Raw genomic sequence first — 16,703 nt, forward strand, 5'->3', positions numbered from 1 at the left:
GTCGTCGCGGAGTGCGGCATGTTTACGCAAACAGTTACCGCGAACAAGAGAGTACCGCTCCGGATGCCGCGCTCGCAAGACCCCTCACCTCCCCGCCCCCGCCCACACGAATCGTGCCCGGGGCGGCCATCCGCCCCGGGCACGATTCCGATCCGATGACCTCAGCAGGTCAGCGCGTCATACGCGACGCTCTCCTCCTGGGTCACGGCTTGGCCGTCCACCACTCCGGTCACGACGGCGCTCACCTCTCCGGCCGGCACCGACGCCTGACGCGTCGAGAACGACTGCGTGCTGCGCCTGCCGGGCGCCAGGTCGGCGACCGTCTTCGAGCCGTATGCCGTCTCGAGCGCGACCGTCACGGGGACCTCGCCACCGTTCGCGGCCGAAACCGCCAACGTGCCCTTGCCCGCCGTGCACCGGCCGACGACGGTCACATCGACCTCGAGGGACGGCGCGGCGACCTCGGCCGCCCAGGCCTCGAACTCGAGGATGCCGCTCGACCCGCCCGCACTCGCCGTTCCCCACGCCTGCATCAGCGCGCGGAGCTTCGTCGTGGTGACCGGAGCGAACGTGACCTCGTTGATCGCGGTCGACGAGCGTCCGTACGCGGCATCGGCCGCGACATCCTTCCACTCGCCGGTCGCGAGGTCGACGTACTGGAGCTTCCACTCGCGCGGCGGGATCATGCCGGCGTTGGCCGTGTCGGCCGAGTCGCGGAAGAACAGCACCCCGGCCTTGTCGACCGTGACGACGCGGTCCCACTCGAGCTGCACCCACTGCTCGCCGACGTTGGGCCACGTGCCCCACGAGGCTCCGGTGAGCGCGCCGTCGTTGACGGCCGGGACCGAGTTCCACCCCGACGTGTACGACGCGGTGGGCGTCGCGATCGGGGCGATGTTGCCCTCGAGGGGCGCGTTCGGCGACAGCGGCACGGTGACCGTGGCCTGCGCCGACACGTTGCCCGCGGCATCCTTCGACCGCAGGTAGACGACGTGACGCTCGTCGTCCACGGGCACCGCGGCGCCGTACGACTGCCAGCCCGTCGGCGCGTCGATCGCGTACTCGATGCCCGAGACGCCCGAACCGGCGTCCGCTGCGGTGGCGCTCACCGTGCGCGACACGATGTCGAGCGTGCCCGTGACGGTGGGCCGGGTCGCGTCGATGCGGACGGCGAGGGATGCCTCGTCCGACGTGTTGCCGCCGGCATCCGTCGCCTTGGCCTTCACCGTGTGCTGACCGTCGGCCGACACGGTCGCCTCGGCGAACCGGACGTTGTCGGTCGCCTGCCAGGCGCCCTCGTCGACGGCGACCTCGATGCGTGTGCGCACGTCGCGGTCGTCGGTCGCGGTCGCCCGGACGGTCACCGGCGAGAGGAACCAGCCGTTCGCACCCGTGACGCCCGACGCGGTGAGCGTCACTTCGGGGGCCTCGGCGTCGAGGGTCTCTCCGCCGACTTCGAGCTCGGTGAGGCCCACGGCGGCCGTGCTGTCGCTGTCGGACTGCGCCGTGAGCACGACGCGGACACCGGTCGTGACGACCTCGTCGAACGACACCGCGTTCGGCGCCTCGCGCTCGGTGCCGTACGAGCCGGCTCCCTCGACATCCACCCACTCGCCGTCGACGAGGACCTGGGCCTTCCAGGACTCGGGCACCGCGACGCCGTCACCGGCGTCCGGGCCCGCCCGGTCGCTCCAGAAGTGCGCGGTCACGCCGTCCACGCGAACGGGGTCGGCCCACGTGTAGCCGGCCCACCGGGTGTCGGCGTCCTCGGCGGGAGAGGTCCACACCGGGTGCGCGTCGCCGGTGTAGGCGATCTCGGTGTCGTTCAGCGCGTCGACGGTCGAGCCGGCCGCGGTCGCCTCGGCGGCCGGGGTGCCGGTCGACGCGAGGTTCGTGCGCCACGGGTCCTCGCCGAGCACGGTGACGGTCGCCGTCACGCGTCCGGCTGCGTAGCCCTCGACGAAGCCGCCGACGGTGAACTCGCCGGCGGCGGCGAAGTCGGCGGGATCGACGTCATCCCACCGGACCGGAGCCGCGAGGGTGTCGGCGCCGTACTGCAGCGAGACCGTCTCGGGCAGCTCGGGCGCCGAACCCACGACCGTCTCGACGGCGACGGGTGCGATGCCGGCGGGCTGTGCCGCGTGCACCTCCCACTCCTCGACGGCGAGCGCCGAGTACTGCGGCGGGTTCGCCGAGTTCGGCGAGGCGTTGAGCACCGCGCGCAGACGCGTCGTGGTGACCGCGTCGAACGTCACCTGGTGCACGGCCGTGGTCGTCGTCGGATACCCGCTCGGGTTCGGGACGTTCCTCCACTCCCCCGCATCCCAGTACTGGAGCACCCACGACGACGGGTCGGAGACGCCGTTGCCGGTTCCCGGCGCGGCGTCGCGCCAGAACTTGATGCGTGCGCGGTCGACGCGGACCGGGGTGTCCCAGTCGTACTGGATCCACTGCTGCGCCGGCCGCGTGCCGGTCCAGCTGCCCCACATGTCCGGCGGCAGCGGGTTGGGGCGGATGATCTCGTCGTTGAGCGACGTGATCCAGTACTGCGTCGGGATCGGCTCGTTGGACGCCGACGACGTGGCCCACGGTGCGACGTTCGACCGCGGCGTGAGGTTCGCCCCGCGCTCAGGGGTCGTCACGACGGGGAGGATGCGCGCGGGGGTCTGGGTGTCGTCCCACTCGACCTTGTCGATGGCGACCGAGCGGCGGAAGTGGTTCCCCCCGACGGCGTCGGCCGTGTGGTACGCCATGTACCACTCGCCCTGGAACTCGGCGATCGCCGGGTGGCTCGTGGTGGACGACACGGGCGCGAGGATGCGTCCGCGGAACGTCCACGGCCCGAGCGCGCTCGACGCCGTCGAGTAGGCGATGCAGGCGTGGTAGTTCGCCGGCGTGCACGAGCTCGTCGGTCCGGCGTTGTTCGCGGCGTACGCGAGGTAGTACGTGTCGTTGCGCTCGAACAGCCACGCGGCCTCGAAGAAGCCCGTCACCCCGGAGGTGATCGTCGTGGGCGTGCCGATGCGCGTCTTCATGTCGGACTGGAGCTCGGTGGCCATCAGCCGGCCGAAGCTGCCCCAGTACATCCATACGCGGCCGTTGTCGACGAGAACCGTCGGGTCGATGTTGTGGGCATCGTTGCCCAGGATCGTCTGCGAGACGATCGGGCCGCCGGCGTGGTCGGTCCACGGCCCGAGCGGGGTGTCGGAGACCGCGACGCCGATGCCGAACTTGTCGGGGGCGGTGCTCGCCGCCTCGTTCACCGGCACATACCAGTAGAAGCGACCGTCGACGCCCTTCACGACCTGACCGGCGTACGCGCGGCCCGACGTCGCCCAGTCGAACACGGTCTCCGGCCGCATGAGCGCCGGGTGATGCTCCCACTCGCCGCTGTCGACGTCGCCCGTCGAGAACGCCTGCCACTCGTTCATGATGAAGTCGTTGGTGGTGGTGCCGGCCTGGTCGCGGCCCGCGTGGATGTACAGCGTGTCGCCGTCGGCGAGCAGGCTCGGGTCGGCGGAGTACACCGAGCCGTCGCCGATGATCGGGTTCTCCGTCGCCGCCACCGCCGGTGACAGCGGCGAGAGCGTCACGATCAGCGCTCCCACGGCGACGGCCGCCAGCGTGGCGGCCGCCCTCTTCGATCTCAAGACCACGTCGTCCTCATTTCTCGGGGCATCGCCGCGCGCGGCGATGCGGTGCGTGCTGCGGGCGAGGAGCGGATGCCTCTCGCCGATCTTCGTCGTACGGAGGTGCCGCCGCCCGGGTCGGCGCGGCGGAGGTTCCTCGGGTGGGGCTCATGCCGACGCCCGACGTCGGCGCGGCACCGTCACGACGATCGCGGTCGCCGCGCCCGCGATCAGCCCTGTGGCCGCCGCGCCGAGGAGCAGCGGGGATGCGATCGCGGACGCCGGAGCGTCCGCGATCGCGCCGGCCGCGGCATCCGCCGCCTCCGCCGGCACCGAGGTGTCGCCCGCGCTGCTGAGCGACGTCGAGATCTCCGCCCCGTCCATCGCGGCCGTGAGTTCGAGGGCGCCCGCCTCGACCGAGACCGGCAGGGCCACGAGCGTGGTCCCGGTGCCGTCGTCGCCGACGGTGACGGTGCCCACGACGGTCTCCGGTGCGGCGAGCGCGATCTCCCAGACCGTCCCCGGCTCGGCGCCGACGATCGTCACGGGGATCGGGTCGCCCACGGCGGCCTGCCGCACCCCGACGTGCAGGGTCGGCTGGGCAGCGGCATCCGCTGCTCGTGCGATCGACGGCGCGGATGCCGGCGACTGCGCGTGCGCCGTGGATGCGGCGGCCGGCGCGATGACGAGCGCAGCGGCGAGCGCCGCCGAGGCCATCAGCGCCGAACGCCGCGCGATGCGGGCCCTGGTCATGTCAGCTCCTCTTCATCGGAGACGGGATGCGGGGGCGCCGGCACGCGGCCGGTGCCCCCACGGATCAGCAGGTGAACGCGTCGTGGGCGACGGCCCACTCCTCGGTCACGGTCTCGCCGTCGACGTCTCCGCTCACGGTGACCTCGAAGGCGCCCGCCGGCACGACCTTCACGCGGGTGGAGAAGGCCTGCGAGACCTTCGCCCCGGCCGGGATCGTCGCGAACGTCTTCGACCCGTAGGCCGACTCCAGTCCGACGCGCACCGGCTCGTCGCCGTCGTTGGCCACCGTGGCGACCAGCGTCGACTTGCCGGCGATGCAGCGGTTCGCGATCGTCACCTCGACATCGAACGAGTCGGGAGCGCCGGCGACCTCGAACACCTGCCACTCCTTGATGCCGACGCTGCCCTGGCCCTCGACGGTGCCCTGCGGCTCGAGCTGAAGGCGCAGGCCGGACGTGGTCACGGGCTCGAAGGCGACGATGTTGAACTCGTCGAGCTCGACGCCGTACTCGGAAGTGGCGACGACGTCGACCCATTCGCCGGTCTCGTCGCGGTACTGGGCCGTCCAGTCGTGCGGCACCGCGATGCCCACACCGCCGGCGTCGAGGTTGTGGATGAAGTACGCGCCGAGCTCGTCGATCGTCACCGGCTCGGTCCAGTCGTACTGGACCCACTGATCGGTGACCTGCGGCCAAGCGCCCCAGACGTTGACGTTGTCGTTCGGGTTGACGTCTCCCGACGAGGTCGGGGCGACGTCGTCGTTGAGTCCGTCGACGGAGTTCCATCCGGCGGTCACCGACGCGGTCGGCGTCGCGAGGAGGGCGACGTTGCGACGGTGCTCGCCGTTCGACGCGGGCACCTCGACGCTCTCGACGGCGGACACGTTGCCCGCGTCGTCGGTCGCGCGGAGGTGGACCGTGGTCTCCTCGAGCCCGACGAGGATGGTGCCGCTGTACGCGGTCCACTCCTCGGCGTCGTCGACCCGGTATTCGAGGCCGTCCACCCCCGACCCTGCGTCGGCGGCGGTCGCCTTGACCGTGCGCGCGACGGGGTCGGACACCGGCGCGAGCGTCGGAGCGGTGGCATCGATCTTGAACGCCGTCTCGACCACGGGGGACACGTTGCCCGCGTCATCCGTCGCCCGCGCCCGCACCGTGTGCGCGCCGTCGGCCGTCACGGCGACCGCGGCGGTGTACGCCGTCCACGCGCCTCCGTCGACCGAGAGCTCGATCGACGGCGACGTGTCGCGGTTGTCGGTCGCCGTGGCGCTGACCTGCACGGCTGCCGTGTGCCAGCCGCTCGCCGGGGCCGCCGGGGCGAACGAGAGGTTCGCGACCGGTGCGGTCGTGTCCGGTCCTCCCCCGCCCCCCTCGCCGACCGTGACGGTCGCCGTCGCGGCCTTGGTGCCCGCGATCGCGCTCTGCACGGTGCCGGCGACGGTGAACTCGCCGTCGGTGGCGTAGTCCGCGGCATCCACCGCCTCCCACTCCACCGGCAGGTCCTCACGCGAGCCGTCGTTGTAGAGCACGCCGACCGTGTCGGGCAGCTGAGGGGCGACACCCGTCGGGGTCTTCGCCCCGACCGCGTCGACCGAGTTGATCTGGCCGGGTGCCGTGGCACGCACCCACACCGATGCCCGAGCCGGCACGGGAGAGCCCGCGACGATGCCCACGACGTCGAAGGTGCCTTCCGTGGCCACCTGCTCCCCGTCGATCGGGCCCCACGCGACGAGCTCGGACGAGCGGCTGCCGTCCGCGAAGATCGCGTCGACCCGCTCAGGCAGCGTCGGGACGACCCCGACTCCGGTCCGCAAGTCGATGGGCTCGATGCCGGTCGGAGCCTCGGCGAACACGCGCCACTCGCTCACGGCCACGCCGGCGTACGGCTCGGCGCCCGTGCCGGGGCCCGCCGCGCTGAGCACGAGGCGCAGACGCGTCGTGGTCACCGGGTCGAACGACGTGACGTTCGTCGCGTCGCGCGCGACGCCGTACTGGTCGGCGCCGGTCACGTCGACCCACGTCGTGCCGTTCCAGTACTGCGCCTTCCACGACGTGGGGATGTTCACGCCCGCGCCGGAGGTGGCGCTGGTCTGGTCGGCCCAGAACGCGACCTCGGTGCTGTCCACCCGCACGGGCGTCGGCCACTGGTACTGGATCCACCGGGTCGCCGGACGCGAGCCCGACCACGTTCCCCACAGGTCGGTCTGCTGACCGCCCGAGTGCAGCACGCGACCGTCGTTGACGGCGTTGACGTTGTTCCAGCCGGCCGTGTACTCGGCGGTGGGCGTGGCCCCCGAGGCGACGTTGGTGCCCTGGGTCGCGACCGAGCCGGAGACCGTGACGTCCTTCGAGCTGGTGAGCTCGCCGTCGGTCGAGGTCAGGCGCAGCACGTACTGCCCCGCAGCCGTGAACCGGGCGACGGTCGACGGCGACGTCGGGGCGTCGAACAGCGCCAGCCCGCCGGCCGGTGCCGACACGACGCTCCACTCCGACGCGAGGGTTCCGGCGGGGAGGCCGTCGTCCTTGGCCGTGCCGACGAGGTCGGCCTGGCCGGGGATCGCGACACCGGGCTTCAGCCACGCGTCGACCTGCGGCGCCTGGTTCGTGCTCGCCGGCGCCTCGACGCCCGTGCGGAAGACCTGCACCTCCTTGACGCCGGTCTTGAACCCGGCGGCGTGGGTCACCGTGAGCCGCACGGCGTCGCCGGTGACCTCGGGGAACTGGATGTGGTTGAGGTTGCCGCGCGGGTACACCGGCGTCCGTGCCTGCGAGGGCACCGGATGCCACTGCCCGCCCGAGCGGTACTCGACGGCGTACATCGACGGCTCGGCATAGCCGGCCACGGTCGCCGACGACGACGTCTTGTAGAAGAACGCCCGCACGTCGTCGAAGGTCTGCTCGCCGCCGAGGTCGATCGTGAGCGAGTCCTTGGCGTTCGGCGATCCCGCGGTCCCCCAGAAGGGCTCGTTGATCGTGTTGCCGTTGACGGCGGCCGCGGGGGCGCGGCCGCTCGCCGAGTGCGTGGCCGTCACGGCCTTGCCCGCGGCGAGGTTCGCGCTGCCGGTGCTCTGGTCCGCGACATCCGCCCCCGCCTTGGCGAACAGGTCGACGACCGGCGCGTCGTTGCCGAAGCGCACGTCCTGCGGCGCCTGCACCGATGCGGTCGTGGCGGTGGTGACGGTCAGGCTGTCCTCGGTCTCCACCTCGCCCGTCGCGGGGTCGTAGACGACCTTGCCGAGGCCGTCGACCGTGAACGCCAGCTCACCGTCGAGGAAGACCGAGTAGCCCTCGGGCACATCGTCGCCGTAGTGGCGCTCGCCGCCCGGCTCATCCCATGTGACCGTCAGGTCCTTGTCGCGGTAGCGGATGTTGTTCGCGGTGAAGTGGTCCCAGTCGATGTCGATCGGGTCGAGCTCGATCTTCGCATCGCTGCGCGGGCGCAGGCCCATCGCGTCCTCGATCATGGTGAAGTTCGTCGCCCCGAGGATCGTGTGGTGGATCCACGACCGGTAGCCGATCCGCTGCGGGTCGGCCGAGCCGTCCGACCAGAACTCGTTCTGGTCGGGCAGGCGGTTGTCGCCGCCGTTCTGGTAGTGCGCCCACGCGTTCCAATAGAGGAGCTTCTTGTACCATTCCTCGTCGATCGCGTCGGTCGGGTAGTCGCGCAGCACGCTCGAGAGCATGCGGAACGTCACCGTCGAGTTGATGATCGAGAAGTTGTTGCTGCCTGGGTCGCCCTCGGCCGCGGCCTCGGCCTTGTCGGCCTGGTTCGCGGTGTAGAAGGGGAAGATCGGGTACTCCTTGTCGTCGGCCCAGAGGCGCAGCGCGTCGACGTAGTCGTCGTCGTAGTCCGCGTCGCCCGGCTTCGGCATCAGGCCGACCGTGTACGGGTAGTAGTTGTTGATCTCCTTCCACGGCACGTGCTCGCCGTTGTCGGCCATCGCGTGCTCGAGGAGGTTGTCGTCGGCGTTCCAGAGCACATCGACGACCTGCTCCTTGATGTTCTGCGCGAACGCATCCATCTCGTCGGCCTTCGCCTCGTTGCCCGCCACGCGGTACGCCTCCGCGGACGCCTTCGCGTTGGAGTAGAGGTAGGCGTTCTCGGCCCGGTCCATGTTGCCCGCGCGCCAGTCGAACGACACCGCGTCGGCGTCGTTGCCGGTCATCGCGCCCCAGCTGTACTCGATGAGGCCGTTGTCGTTGAAGTCGTACGCGTCGACGAGGCCCTCGACGTCGAACTCGGCGTACTCGGCGAGGTTCTCGGCGATCGCCGTCGGTCCGCCGTGCAGCTGGTACGACCGCCACGCGGCCTCCGAGATGTACTGCGTATAGCTGTTCGACCAGTTCGCCGGATCGCCGGGGTTGTCGGTGAACTTGTAGCTCTTCGACGTCTCGCCCGCCGACACCCACGGGCCGTACGAGTAGATCGGGTCACGGAAGTACTTGAGGTCGTCGATGAACATGCCGGTCGTCAGGACGATGGCGTTGTTGTAGCCGAGCACGCCCTCCATCGACGTCGGGAACTGGTAGTCGTTGCCCGGGATGTCGGCGTCGAGGTAGTTGAAACGCATGAGCCACCAGCGGTAGAACAGCGTCTTGTCGATGTTGTCCTCGGGGGTGTCGAGGTAGGGCACGTTGTCGGCCCACCACTGGTTGTACGCGGCGACGTGGGTCGCGTACGCCGCGCCGGGGGTGGCCGCACGGTACGCGTCGTACTCGGTGCGGGATGCCGGGATCTCGGTGGTGACGAGACCGAGCTGCACCTTGGCCGTGACGCTGCCGCCGGCGGGCACGCTGACCGTGCGCGCGAGGGATCCGGCGTCGGGGGTGAAGCCGTCGCCGGAGAAGCGCGGGAACAGGGTGGTGAGGTTGTTGAGCGCCGAGACGGTGCCGGTGAGCTCGGTGCCGGCGACGGTCGTCGCATAGGGCGAGGCGGCGCGCAGCGTCACGGTCTGCGCCGCCCCGGTCGCCTTGACCTCGAGGTTCGTCACGAGCACGTTGGCGTCGGTGATGAACTTCGTCTGCACGATCTCGAGGCCGCTCGCGGCGTTGCGGTGGACGCTCCGCCAGTAGCTCGGCGTCTGCTTGCGCTGCGCGGTGTCCTCGGTGAGGGCGACGGTGGAGCCGCCGACCTGGGCCGTGATCGTGTACCCGCCGCGGTTGTCGATCGACTCCCAGTAGGCGAGCTGGCCCTGGAAGCCGAGGGTGCCGGGCGTGTGGGTCTTCATGAACGCGGCCCGGCCGCGCGAGAAGAGCCACTGGTTGGTGTCGTCGAAGCTTCCGGCGGTGCCCGTGCGTGCGAGCATCCCGTCGATCCAGAAGTCCTTCGCAGGGCTCACGCCGGCGCCGCCCGCGATGTCGGCGTCGTAGATCTTCTGCAGCTGGTTTCCCGGCGTGTACGTCACGCCGGTGCTCGGCACCGGTGTCGCACTGCCGGTGAACGTCGGGTAGCCGATGTCGGCGTTGTCGGCATACGCCGGGGTCGTCACGAGCAGCGAGCTGCCGATGACGGCGGCAGCTCCCACGGCTGCCACGGTCGCCCGTGTTCGGGTTCGGGTGTTGGTCCAGTCCACGTCGCCTGTCCTCTCACGCACCGCTCGTCCGCGAGCGATGTCACACGTGAGGTGGACGTTATCGGTAACAGCGACGGGACCGCAACCGTTTTCGAAGTTTTCGAAACCGCTCGCCCCTCCACCGGTTCTGCACCGGCGGCATCGTGGCCGGGAGCGCTACTCCGGAACGGTGCAGGTGGTCTGGGCAGCCGTCTGGCCAGCGATGTCGGACGGAAGGTCCACGCGGGTCTCCGGAGTCGTCGCTGCGGGCGTCTCGTCGGCCGAGCCGCCCTCCGCCGAGGCATCCGGGGTCGGCGACGGCGTGGCCGTCGGCTGGGCAGCCTCGCCGGTGACCTCGACCCCGAAGCCCTGGCTCGCCTCGCCCGTGAGCGTGATCGGCTGGTTCTCGCGGAGAGCGGTGAACAGGACGTCCGCGGCCTGAGTCACCGGAAGCAGCAATTCGCCTTCGTAGCTCGACTCGTAATACGTGGGGTACTGCACGAACACGATGTCCTCGTACGGCACGTCCTTCACGGCCATCGCGATCTGGACCATCAGCGTCGGATTGGCGAGGGACTGGCTCAGCACGAGCTGCTCCTGCTGCACCTGGCTGACCGCCGTCGTCGCCAGTTTGAGCAGAACGCTCGGGTTGGCGAGCACGGCGTCGGACTGGAGCGTGCGCACCAAGGACGACATGAACTGCTGCTGGTTGGAGATGCGCCCCAGGTCGGACCCGTCGCCGATGCCATGGCGGACGCGCAGGAACTGGAGCGCCTGCACGCCCTGGAGAGTGTGGGTGCCCGCGGTCAGGGAGAGCCCGGTGTGCTCATCCTTGATATCGCCGGCGACGCAGACCTCGACGCCGCCGATGGCGTCGGACATGTTGATGACGCCGGTCCAGCGGATCGCGGCCGCGAAATCGATCTTGTCGCCGATGAGCGCCTCGACGGTCCTCGCCGTGCACGCCAGCCCGCCGTACGAGTACGACGCGTTGATCTTCTGCGCGCTCATGGCCGAGTACTCGCCCCCGTCGGGGTTCGGGCACGCGGGGATCGGCACGATCATGTCGCGGGGGAAGGACACCACCGTGACGCGGCGCGGCTCGTCCGAGATGTGCACGAGCATCGTGACGTCGTTGCGCTCCCCCTCGGTGTCGCCGTTCTGGCACGCCGACGAGAGCGCCGCGTTCTGCCCGTCGCACGAATCCGTGCCCACCATGAGGAGGTTGACCCCGCCCTCGATCGCCCCCAGTGACGGCGGGATCTCCTCGTCCTCGTCGAGGACGACCGCGTTCGCGTTGAGCGAGTTCGCGGCGTCCCACACGCTGAAGACGGTCAGGCCCGCCGCGCTGACGCCGACGACGGCGACCGCGACCGCGAACATCGCGAGCAGGGCCATGATCGGATGCCGATCGCGCCGCGCCGCGTGGCGCGCGAGTGGTGCCTGCCCCCCTGCCCGGGGGCTCGTGCCGGCCGCCATCAGCCGTCGGCCCTCACGTTTCCGGCCGAGCAGGTGCGATCGGCCGCCGACGTCCCCGGGATCGAGTCGGGGAGCTCCACCGCTTCCTCGGTCGGAGCAGGCGTCTCGGTCGACCCCGGCGTCGGCGTCGCGACGGGGGTGGAGGTCGCGGCAGGGTCCGGCTCAGCTGTGATCACGCCGCCGCCCAGGTTGGCGTCGTTGGTCACCTGGATCGGCTCGTTCGCGGCGAGCGCCGCCCACAGGGCATCGGCGGCCTCGTGATTGGGCACGACGCGGTTGTCGTCGTAGGGGTCTTGATCGACCGGGTACTGCACGAAGACGATCTCCTCGAACGGGACGTTCTTGACGGCCAGGGCGATCTGGACCATCGTCATCGGGTTCGCGAGCGACTCGCTCGGGGTGATGTTGTCGACGGCCGTCGTCGCGAGCTTGTAGAGCGTCGCGGGGTCGGACAGCACCTCTTCGCTCACGAGCCGGCGGGCGAGGCTCGACATGTACTGCTGCTGGTTGCTGATGCGCGCGAGGTCGCTGCCGTTCTCCAGTCCGTACCGCGTGCGAAGGAACTGGAGCGCCTCGATGCCCTGGACGTTGCGCGGACCGGCCGGCCAGTCGATGCCGGTGTACGGGTCCTTGATGCCGCCGTTGCCGATGCACACATCGACACCGCCGATCGCGTCGGTGATGTTGATGACGTTGCCGAAGCTCACCTTGGCCGCGAAGGGGATGTTCTGCCCGCTGATCTCGGAGACGGTCTTGGTCACGCACGACAGGCCGCCGTGGGCCCAGGCCTCGTTGATCTGTGTCTTGGAGGTCTCGCCGTTGACCGAGCCGTCCTCCGCGGTGCACGAGGGCAGCGGGATCATGAGGTCGCGAGGAAACGACACCACCGTCACACGGCGCGGGCTGTCGGAGATGTGCACCAGCATGTTCACGTCGTTGAGCTGTCCGCCGGCATCGGCGCCGGTGCAGCGGTCGCCGAAGTACTGCTTGAACTTCGGCTCGCACTCGTCTGTGCCGACGAGGAGCAGGTTCACCCCGCCCTCGATCGCGCCGATGTCGGGCGGGACCTCGCCCTGCCCCTCGAGTGCGACCGACTTGTCGGCGATGCTCGCGGTGAAGTCGTACGCCGCGTACGCGGCGACGCCGGCGCCCGATACCAGGACGACCGCCACCACCACGCCGACGATCTTGAGGATCAGCGAGAGCGGGTGCGGCGACGTCAGCTCACCGTGCCGCGCGACCGTGCGACGGCCGCGCCGCGCCGGCTTGGTCCTCTCGGTCACTCGCGTCCTCTCGGGGTGCTGACTCTCGGTTCGCCCCCCGGCTGACCATCTCTGCGGAGGGTGTGGGATTCGAACCCACGGGACATTGCTGCCCACTGGTTTTCAAGACCAGGTCCATCGGCCGCTCGGACAACCCTCCCGACCGATCTCACCCTTGCGGGAGGCATCCGTCGACAGTCGTCGAGTCTAACCGACAGCACTGTCGGCGATTCTTCCAGGAGCGCCTGTGGAAGCTCTGAAAGGCGCTCCGGATGCCGCGACCCGGCGCGCTAGAGAGTGCGGAGGACCGCGGCCACGCCGCCGGCCTCGACCGAGGTCGTGGTCTCGCCCGCGGCATCCCGCACCTCCTGCGGGCCCTGCTCCATCGCCACCGCGCGGCCGCCGTTCTCCAGCGCCCAGCGGAACATGCCGACGTCGTTGCGGCCGTCGCCGATGACGAGCACGTGGGCGGGGTCGAAGCCGAGCGCCGTGCGCACGCGCTCGAGGCCGGTGCTCTTGTCGACGCCCTGGGGCGCGATGTCGAGCCACGCGGTCCAGCCGACGGCGTACGACACCTGGTTGAGCCCGATGCGGGCGACCAGCTCGACGAAGTCCTTCTCGCCCTGCTCGGGCGCCACGACGACGATGCGGCAGACCCGCTGCGCCGCGAGCTCCTCGAAGGCGACGCGGCGCGCGTGCACGAGGTTCCAGTCCTCGAGGTACTCGGTGTAGAGCCGCTGCCCGTCGGGGAGCTCGACCAGGTAGCGCGCGTCGGGGAGGTGCTCGCGGAGCAGCGTGAGCACCTCCTCGGGGTCGAAGGTCTCGACGTGCACCCGCTCGTACTGCAGGTCGTCCGCCTCGATGCGCTTCAGCACGACCGCGCCGTTGGAGCACACGACGTACTCTGGCGCGATGCCGAGGACGCGCAGGATGCCGCGCGTGCCCTCCCAGCTGCGTCCGGTCGCGATCATGACCTCGTGGCCGGCGCGCTGGGCGTGCTCGACCGCTTCGACGACGCCCGGGCTGAGCGACTCGTCCTCGAGGATCACCGTGCCGTCGATGTCGAGCACGATGAGGAGGCGGTCGGTCGCGACGGACGGGTCCTCGGTGTCGCGGGCGACCCGCTCGACGAGCTTGGCGGCCTTCTTCGGCTTGACGACCTTGATGGAGCCGGTCGCGGGCAAGTGGGCCTCGGTCACGCGATCGGCTCCATGACCTCGAGGCCGCCCAGATACGGGCGGAGCACCTCGGGCACGACGACGGAGCCGTCTTCGCGCTGGTGCGTCTCGAGGATCGCGACGATCCACCGGGTCGTGGCCAGCGTGCCGTTGAGCGTCGCGACGTGCTCGGTCTTGCCGCTCCCCTTGCCCGGTTCGGCGGGGAGGCGGTGGCGGATGTCGAGCCGGCGCGCCTGGTACGTCGTGCAGTTCGACGTCGAGGTCAGCTCGCGGTAGGCGTTCTGCGTCGGCACCCACGCCTCCACGTCGTACTTGCGCGCCGCGCTCGAGCCGAGGTCGCCTGCGGCGACGTCGATGACGCGGTAGCTGAGGCCGAGGTCCTGCAGCAGCGCCTCCTGCAGCGCCACGAGCCGGAGGTGCTCGGCCTCGGCATCCTCGGCGGTCGTGTAGACGAACATCTCGAGCTTGTTGAACTGGTGCACGCGGATGATGCCGCGGGTGTCCTTGCCGTACGACCCGGCCTCGCGGCGATAGCACGTCGACCAGCCGGCGTAGCGCTTCGCGCCCTTGCCCAGATCGAGGATCTCGTCCATGTGGTAGCCGGCCAGCGGCACCTCGCTGGTGCCGACGAGGTACATGTCGTCGTCTTCGAGGTGGTAGACCTCGGCCGCGTGCTGGCCGAGGAACCCGGTGCCGCGCATGATCTCGGGCCGCACCAGCGTCGGCGGGATGAGCGGGATGAAACCGGCCTGCAGCGCGCGGTCGAGCGCCAGGTTCATGAGCGCGATCTCGAGTCGCGCGCCGATGCCCTTGAGGAAGTAGAACCGGCTGCCCGACACCTTCGTGCCGCGCTCCATGTCGATCGCGTCGAGCTTCTCACCCAGCTCGAGGTGGTCGCGCGGCTCGAAGCCGAAAGCCGGGACCTCGCCGTGCGTGCGGAGCGTGACGAAGTCCTCCTCGCCGCCCGCCGGGACGCCGTCGATCACGATGTTCTCGATCTTGGCGAGGGCGAGAGCGGATGCCTCCTCCGCCGCCGTCACGGCGTGCTGAGCCTGCTTGACCCGCTCGCTGAGCTCCTTCGCCTCGGCGACGAGCGCCGCCTTCTCGTCCTTCGGCGCCTGAGCGACCTTCTTGCCGTGGACGTTCTGCGCCGCCCGGAGCTCCTCGAAGGCGGTGATCGCGGCACGGCGATCGCGGTCGGCCTCCAGAGCGGCGTCGACGGTGTCAGGAGACTCTCCGCGGGCCTCCTGCGACCGCTTGACCAGCACGGGATTCTCGCGAAGAAGGACAGGATCGATCACCCTTCAACCTTAGTCGGCGGGCGGGACGCGGCATCCTGCCCCTCACCTGGCCATAATCTGTAGGCATGGCCGCCACCGCACCCGACGACGAGAGTGCGGGGCGATCCCCCTCTCAGGGCGGCGGCGAAGAGCGGCAGGTCGATCAGGAAGGCCAGACTGTCGCGATCGACGGCGGAGCAGAGCATCGGAGCCCGACAGCGGCTCTGATCTACAACCCGATCAAGGCAGACGGCGCCGCCCTGCGGGCGGCGCTCACGCGCCTCTCCGCCCGGGCCGGCTGGGCGGAGCCCCTCTTCTTCGAGACCACGGTCGACGACCTGGGCGACGACGTGACGCGCCAGGCACTCGACGCCGGAGCCGATGCCGTGCTGGTCGCCGGCGGCGACGGGACCGTGCGCGCCGTGTCCGAGGCGATGAGCGGATCCGGCGTACGCCTGGCGATCGTCCCGAGCGGCACCGGCAACCTGCTCGCCCGCAACCTGAAGCTGCCCCTGGCCGAGCCCGAGGCGATGATGCGCGCCGTGTTCGACGGCGACACCCTTCCGATGGACGTCGGATGGTCGCGGCTCCAGCGTCCCGACGGGACGCACGAGGAGCACGCGTTCGTCGTCATGGGCGGGATCGGGCTCGACGCGGCCATGATCGCCAACACCAGCCCGCAGCTGAAGAAGACCGTGGGATGGGTGGCGTACGTCGACGGCGCGGCGAGGTCGCTGCCCAGCGCGAAACCGTTCCGAGTGATGTACCAGCTGCCCGAGGCGCGACTGCACTCGGCGCGGGTGCAGAGCATCCTGTTCGCGAACTGCGGCTCGCTGCCCGCCGGCCTCGAACTCATCCCCGACGCGTCCGTCGCGGACGGCGCGCTCGACATCGTGATCTTCCAGCCCAAGGGCCCGCTGGGCTGGATCTTCGTCTGGCGCCGGGTCGCGTGGGACAACAGCGTCCTCCGTCGCTTCCGCGCCGGGCGGCGCGTGATCGCGCTGCGCACGAAGGACAACTCGGTGCGGTACTCCCGGGGCAGCGGGATCGAGATCGCCACCCACGAGCCCAAGCCGGTGCAGCTCGACGGCGACGAGTTCGGGGAGGCCGTGGCGGTCCGCACCCGCGTCGACCCCGGCGCTCTGCTCATCGTGATCCCGAAGTCGCACCCGACCCACGGTCTCTGACCCGCGTCTGCCCCGTTCGCCCGCACGCGCGGCGTCGCGTCCCGCACGTAAGTGGTCGCGTCCCGCACGTACGTCGTCGCGTCCCCCACGTGCGTCGGTTCGCGTCCCGCACGTACGTCGTCGCGACCCGCACGTGCGGCGTCGCGTCCCGCACGTACGGCGGTTCGCGTCCCGCGCGTACGTCGGTTCGCGTCCCGCCAGTACGTCGGTTCGCGTCCCGCACGTACGGCGGTTCGCGTCCCGCACGTACGTCGGTTTGTGTGGAGTAGAGCTCTGTTTGCGGAGCCCGTATCGGCAACTACTCCACACCCGCGGGAGAGGCGGGGCGGGGGCGTGGGGCGGGGGTGTGGGGCGGGGCGGGGGGCGGGGCGTGGGGCGGGGGCG

At 70.6% G+C, this 16,703-nt stretch carries 8 protein-coding genes and 1 tRNA gene; 1 reads left to right on the plus strand and 8 read right to left on the minus strand.

Translation table 11 applies throughout. The features are described from left to right. Window positions 1-161 precede the first annotated feature (161 nt). From EER34_RS17610 to serS, 8 genes are all read right to left on the minus strand, one after another. Window positions 162-3,656 (minus strand): family 43 glycosylhydrolase, encoded by a 3,495-nt coding sequence (locus EER34_RS17610; RefSeq protein ID WP_240642111.1) that lies wholly within the window; start codon window positions 3,654-3,656, stop codon window positions 162-164. Between the two features lie 141 nt (window positions 3,657-3,797). After that, entirely contained in the window at window positions 3,798-4,382 is a 585-nt protein-coding gene (locus tag EER34_RS04250; RefSeq protein ID WP_127473298.1) for a hypothetical protein, read from the minus strand. 64 nt (window positions 4,383-4,446) lie between these two features. Beyond that, the gene (locus EER34_RS04255) at window positions 4,447-9,915 is read right to left on the minus strand and encodes an OmpL47-type beta-barrel domain-containing protein (protein ID WP_240642112.1); all 5,469 of its coding nucleotides are present in this window, start codon (window positions 9,913-9,915) and stop codon (window positions 4,447-4,449) included. A gap of 195 nt (window positions 9,916-10,110) precedes the next feature. Next, window positions 10,111-11,331, minus strand: coding sequence for an LCP family protein (locus tag EER34_RS04260; RefSeq protein ID WP_240642114.1), 1,221 nt, complete (start codon window positions 11,329-11,331; stop codon window positions 10,111-10,113). Window positions 11,332-11,411: 80 nt separating this feature from the next. Next, window positions 11,412-12,695, minus strand: a complete 1,284-nt coding sequence (locus EER34_RS04265) for an LCP family protein (protein WP_127473301.1) — start codon at window positions 12,693-12,695, stop codon at window positions 11,412-11,414. Between the two features lie 54 nt (window positions 12,696-12,749). Further along, a tRNA-Ser gene (locus EER34_RS04270) sits at window positions 12,750-12,834 on the minus strand. A 130-nt stretch (window positions 12,835-12,964) separates the two neighbouring features. Continuing rightward, window positions 12,965-13,873: an HAD family hydrolase gene (locus tag EER34_RS04275; RefSeq protein WP_127473302.1), complete on the minus strand. Its 909-nt coding sequence runs from the start codon at window positions 13,871-13,873 to the stop codon at window positions 12,965-12,967. Beyond that, window positions 13,870-15,153, minus strand: coding sequence for a serine--tRNA ligase (gene serS / locus EER34_RS04280; RefSeq protein ID WP_127473303.1), 1,284 nt, complete (start codon window positions 15,151-15,153; stop codon window positions 13,870-13,872). Before serS ends, EER34_RS04275 begins: the two co-directional genes overlap by 4 nt. 65 nt (window positions 15,154-15,218) lie before the next feature. Between serS and EER34_RS04285 the strand changes: the two genes are divergently transcribed. Further along, window positions 15,219-16,319 carry a diacylglycerol/lipid kinase family protein gene (locus tag EER34_RS04285; RefSeq protein WP_127473304.1) on the plus strand — a complete coding sequence of 367 codons (1,101 nt, stop codon included), beginning with the start codon at window positions 15,219-15,221 and terminating at the stop codon, window positions 16,317-16,319. The last annotated feature ends 384 nt before the right edge of the window (window positions 16,320-16,703 follow it).

It is taken from the genome of Microbacterium sulfonylureivorans, assembly GCF_003999995.1.
GTDB lineage: Bacteria > Actinomycetota > Actinomycetes > Actinomycetales > Microbacteriaceae > Microbacterium > Microbacterium sulfonylureivorans.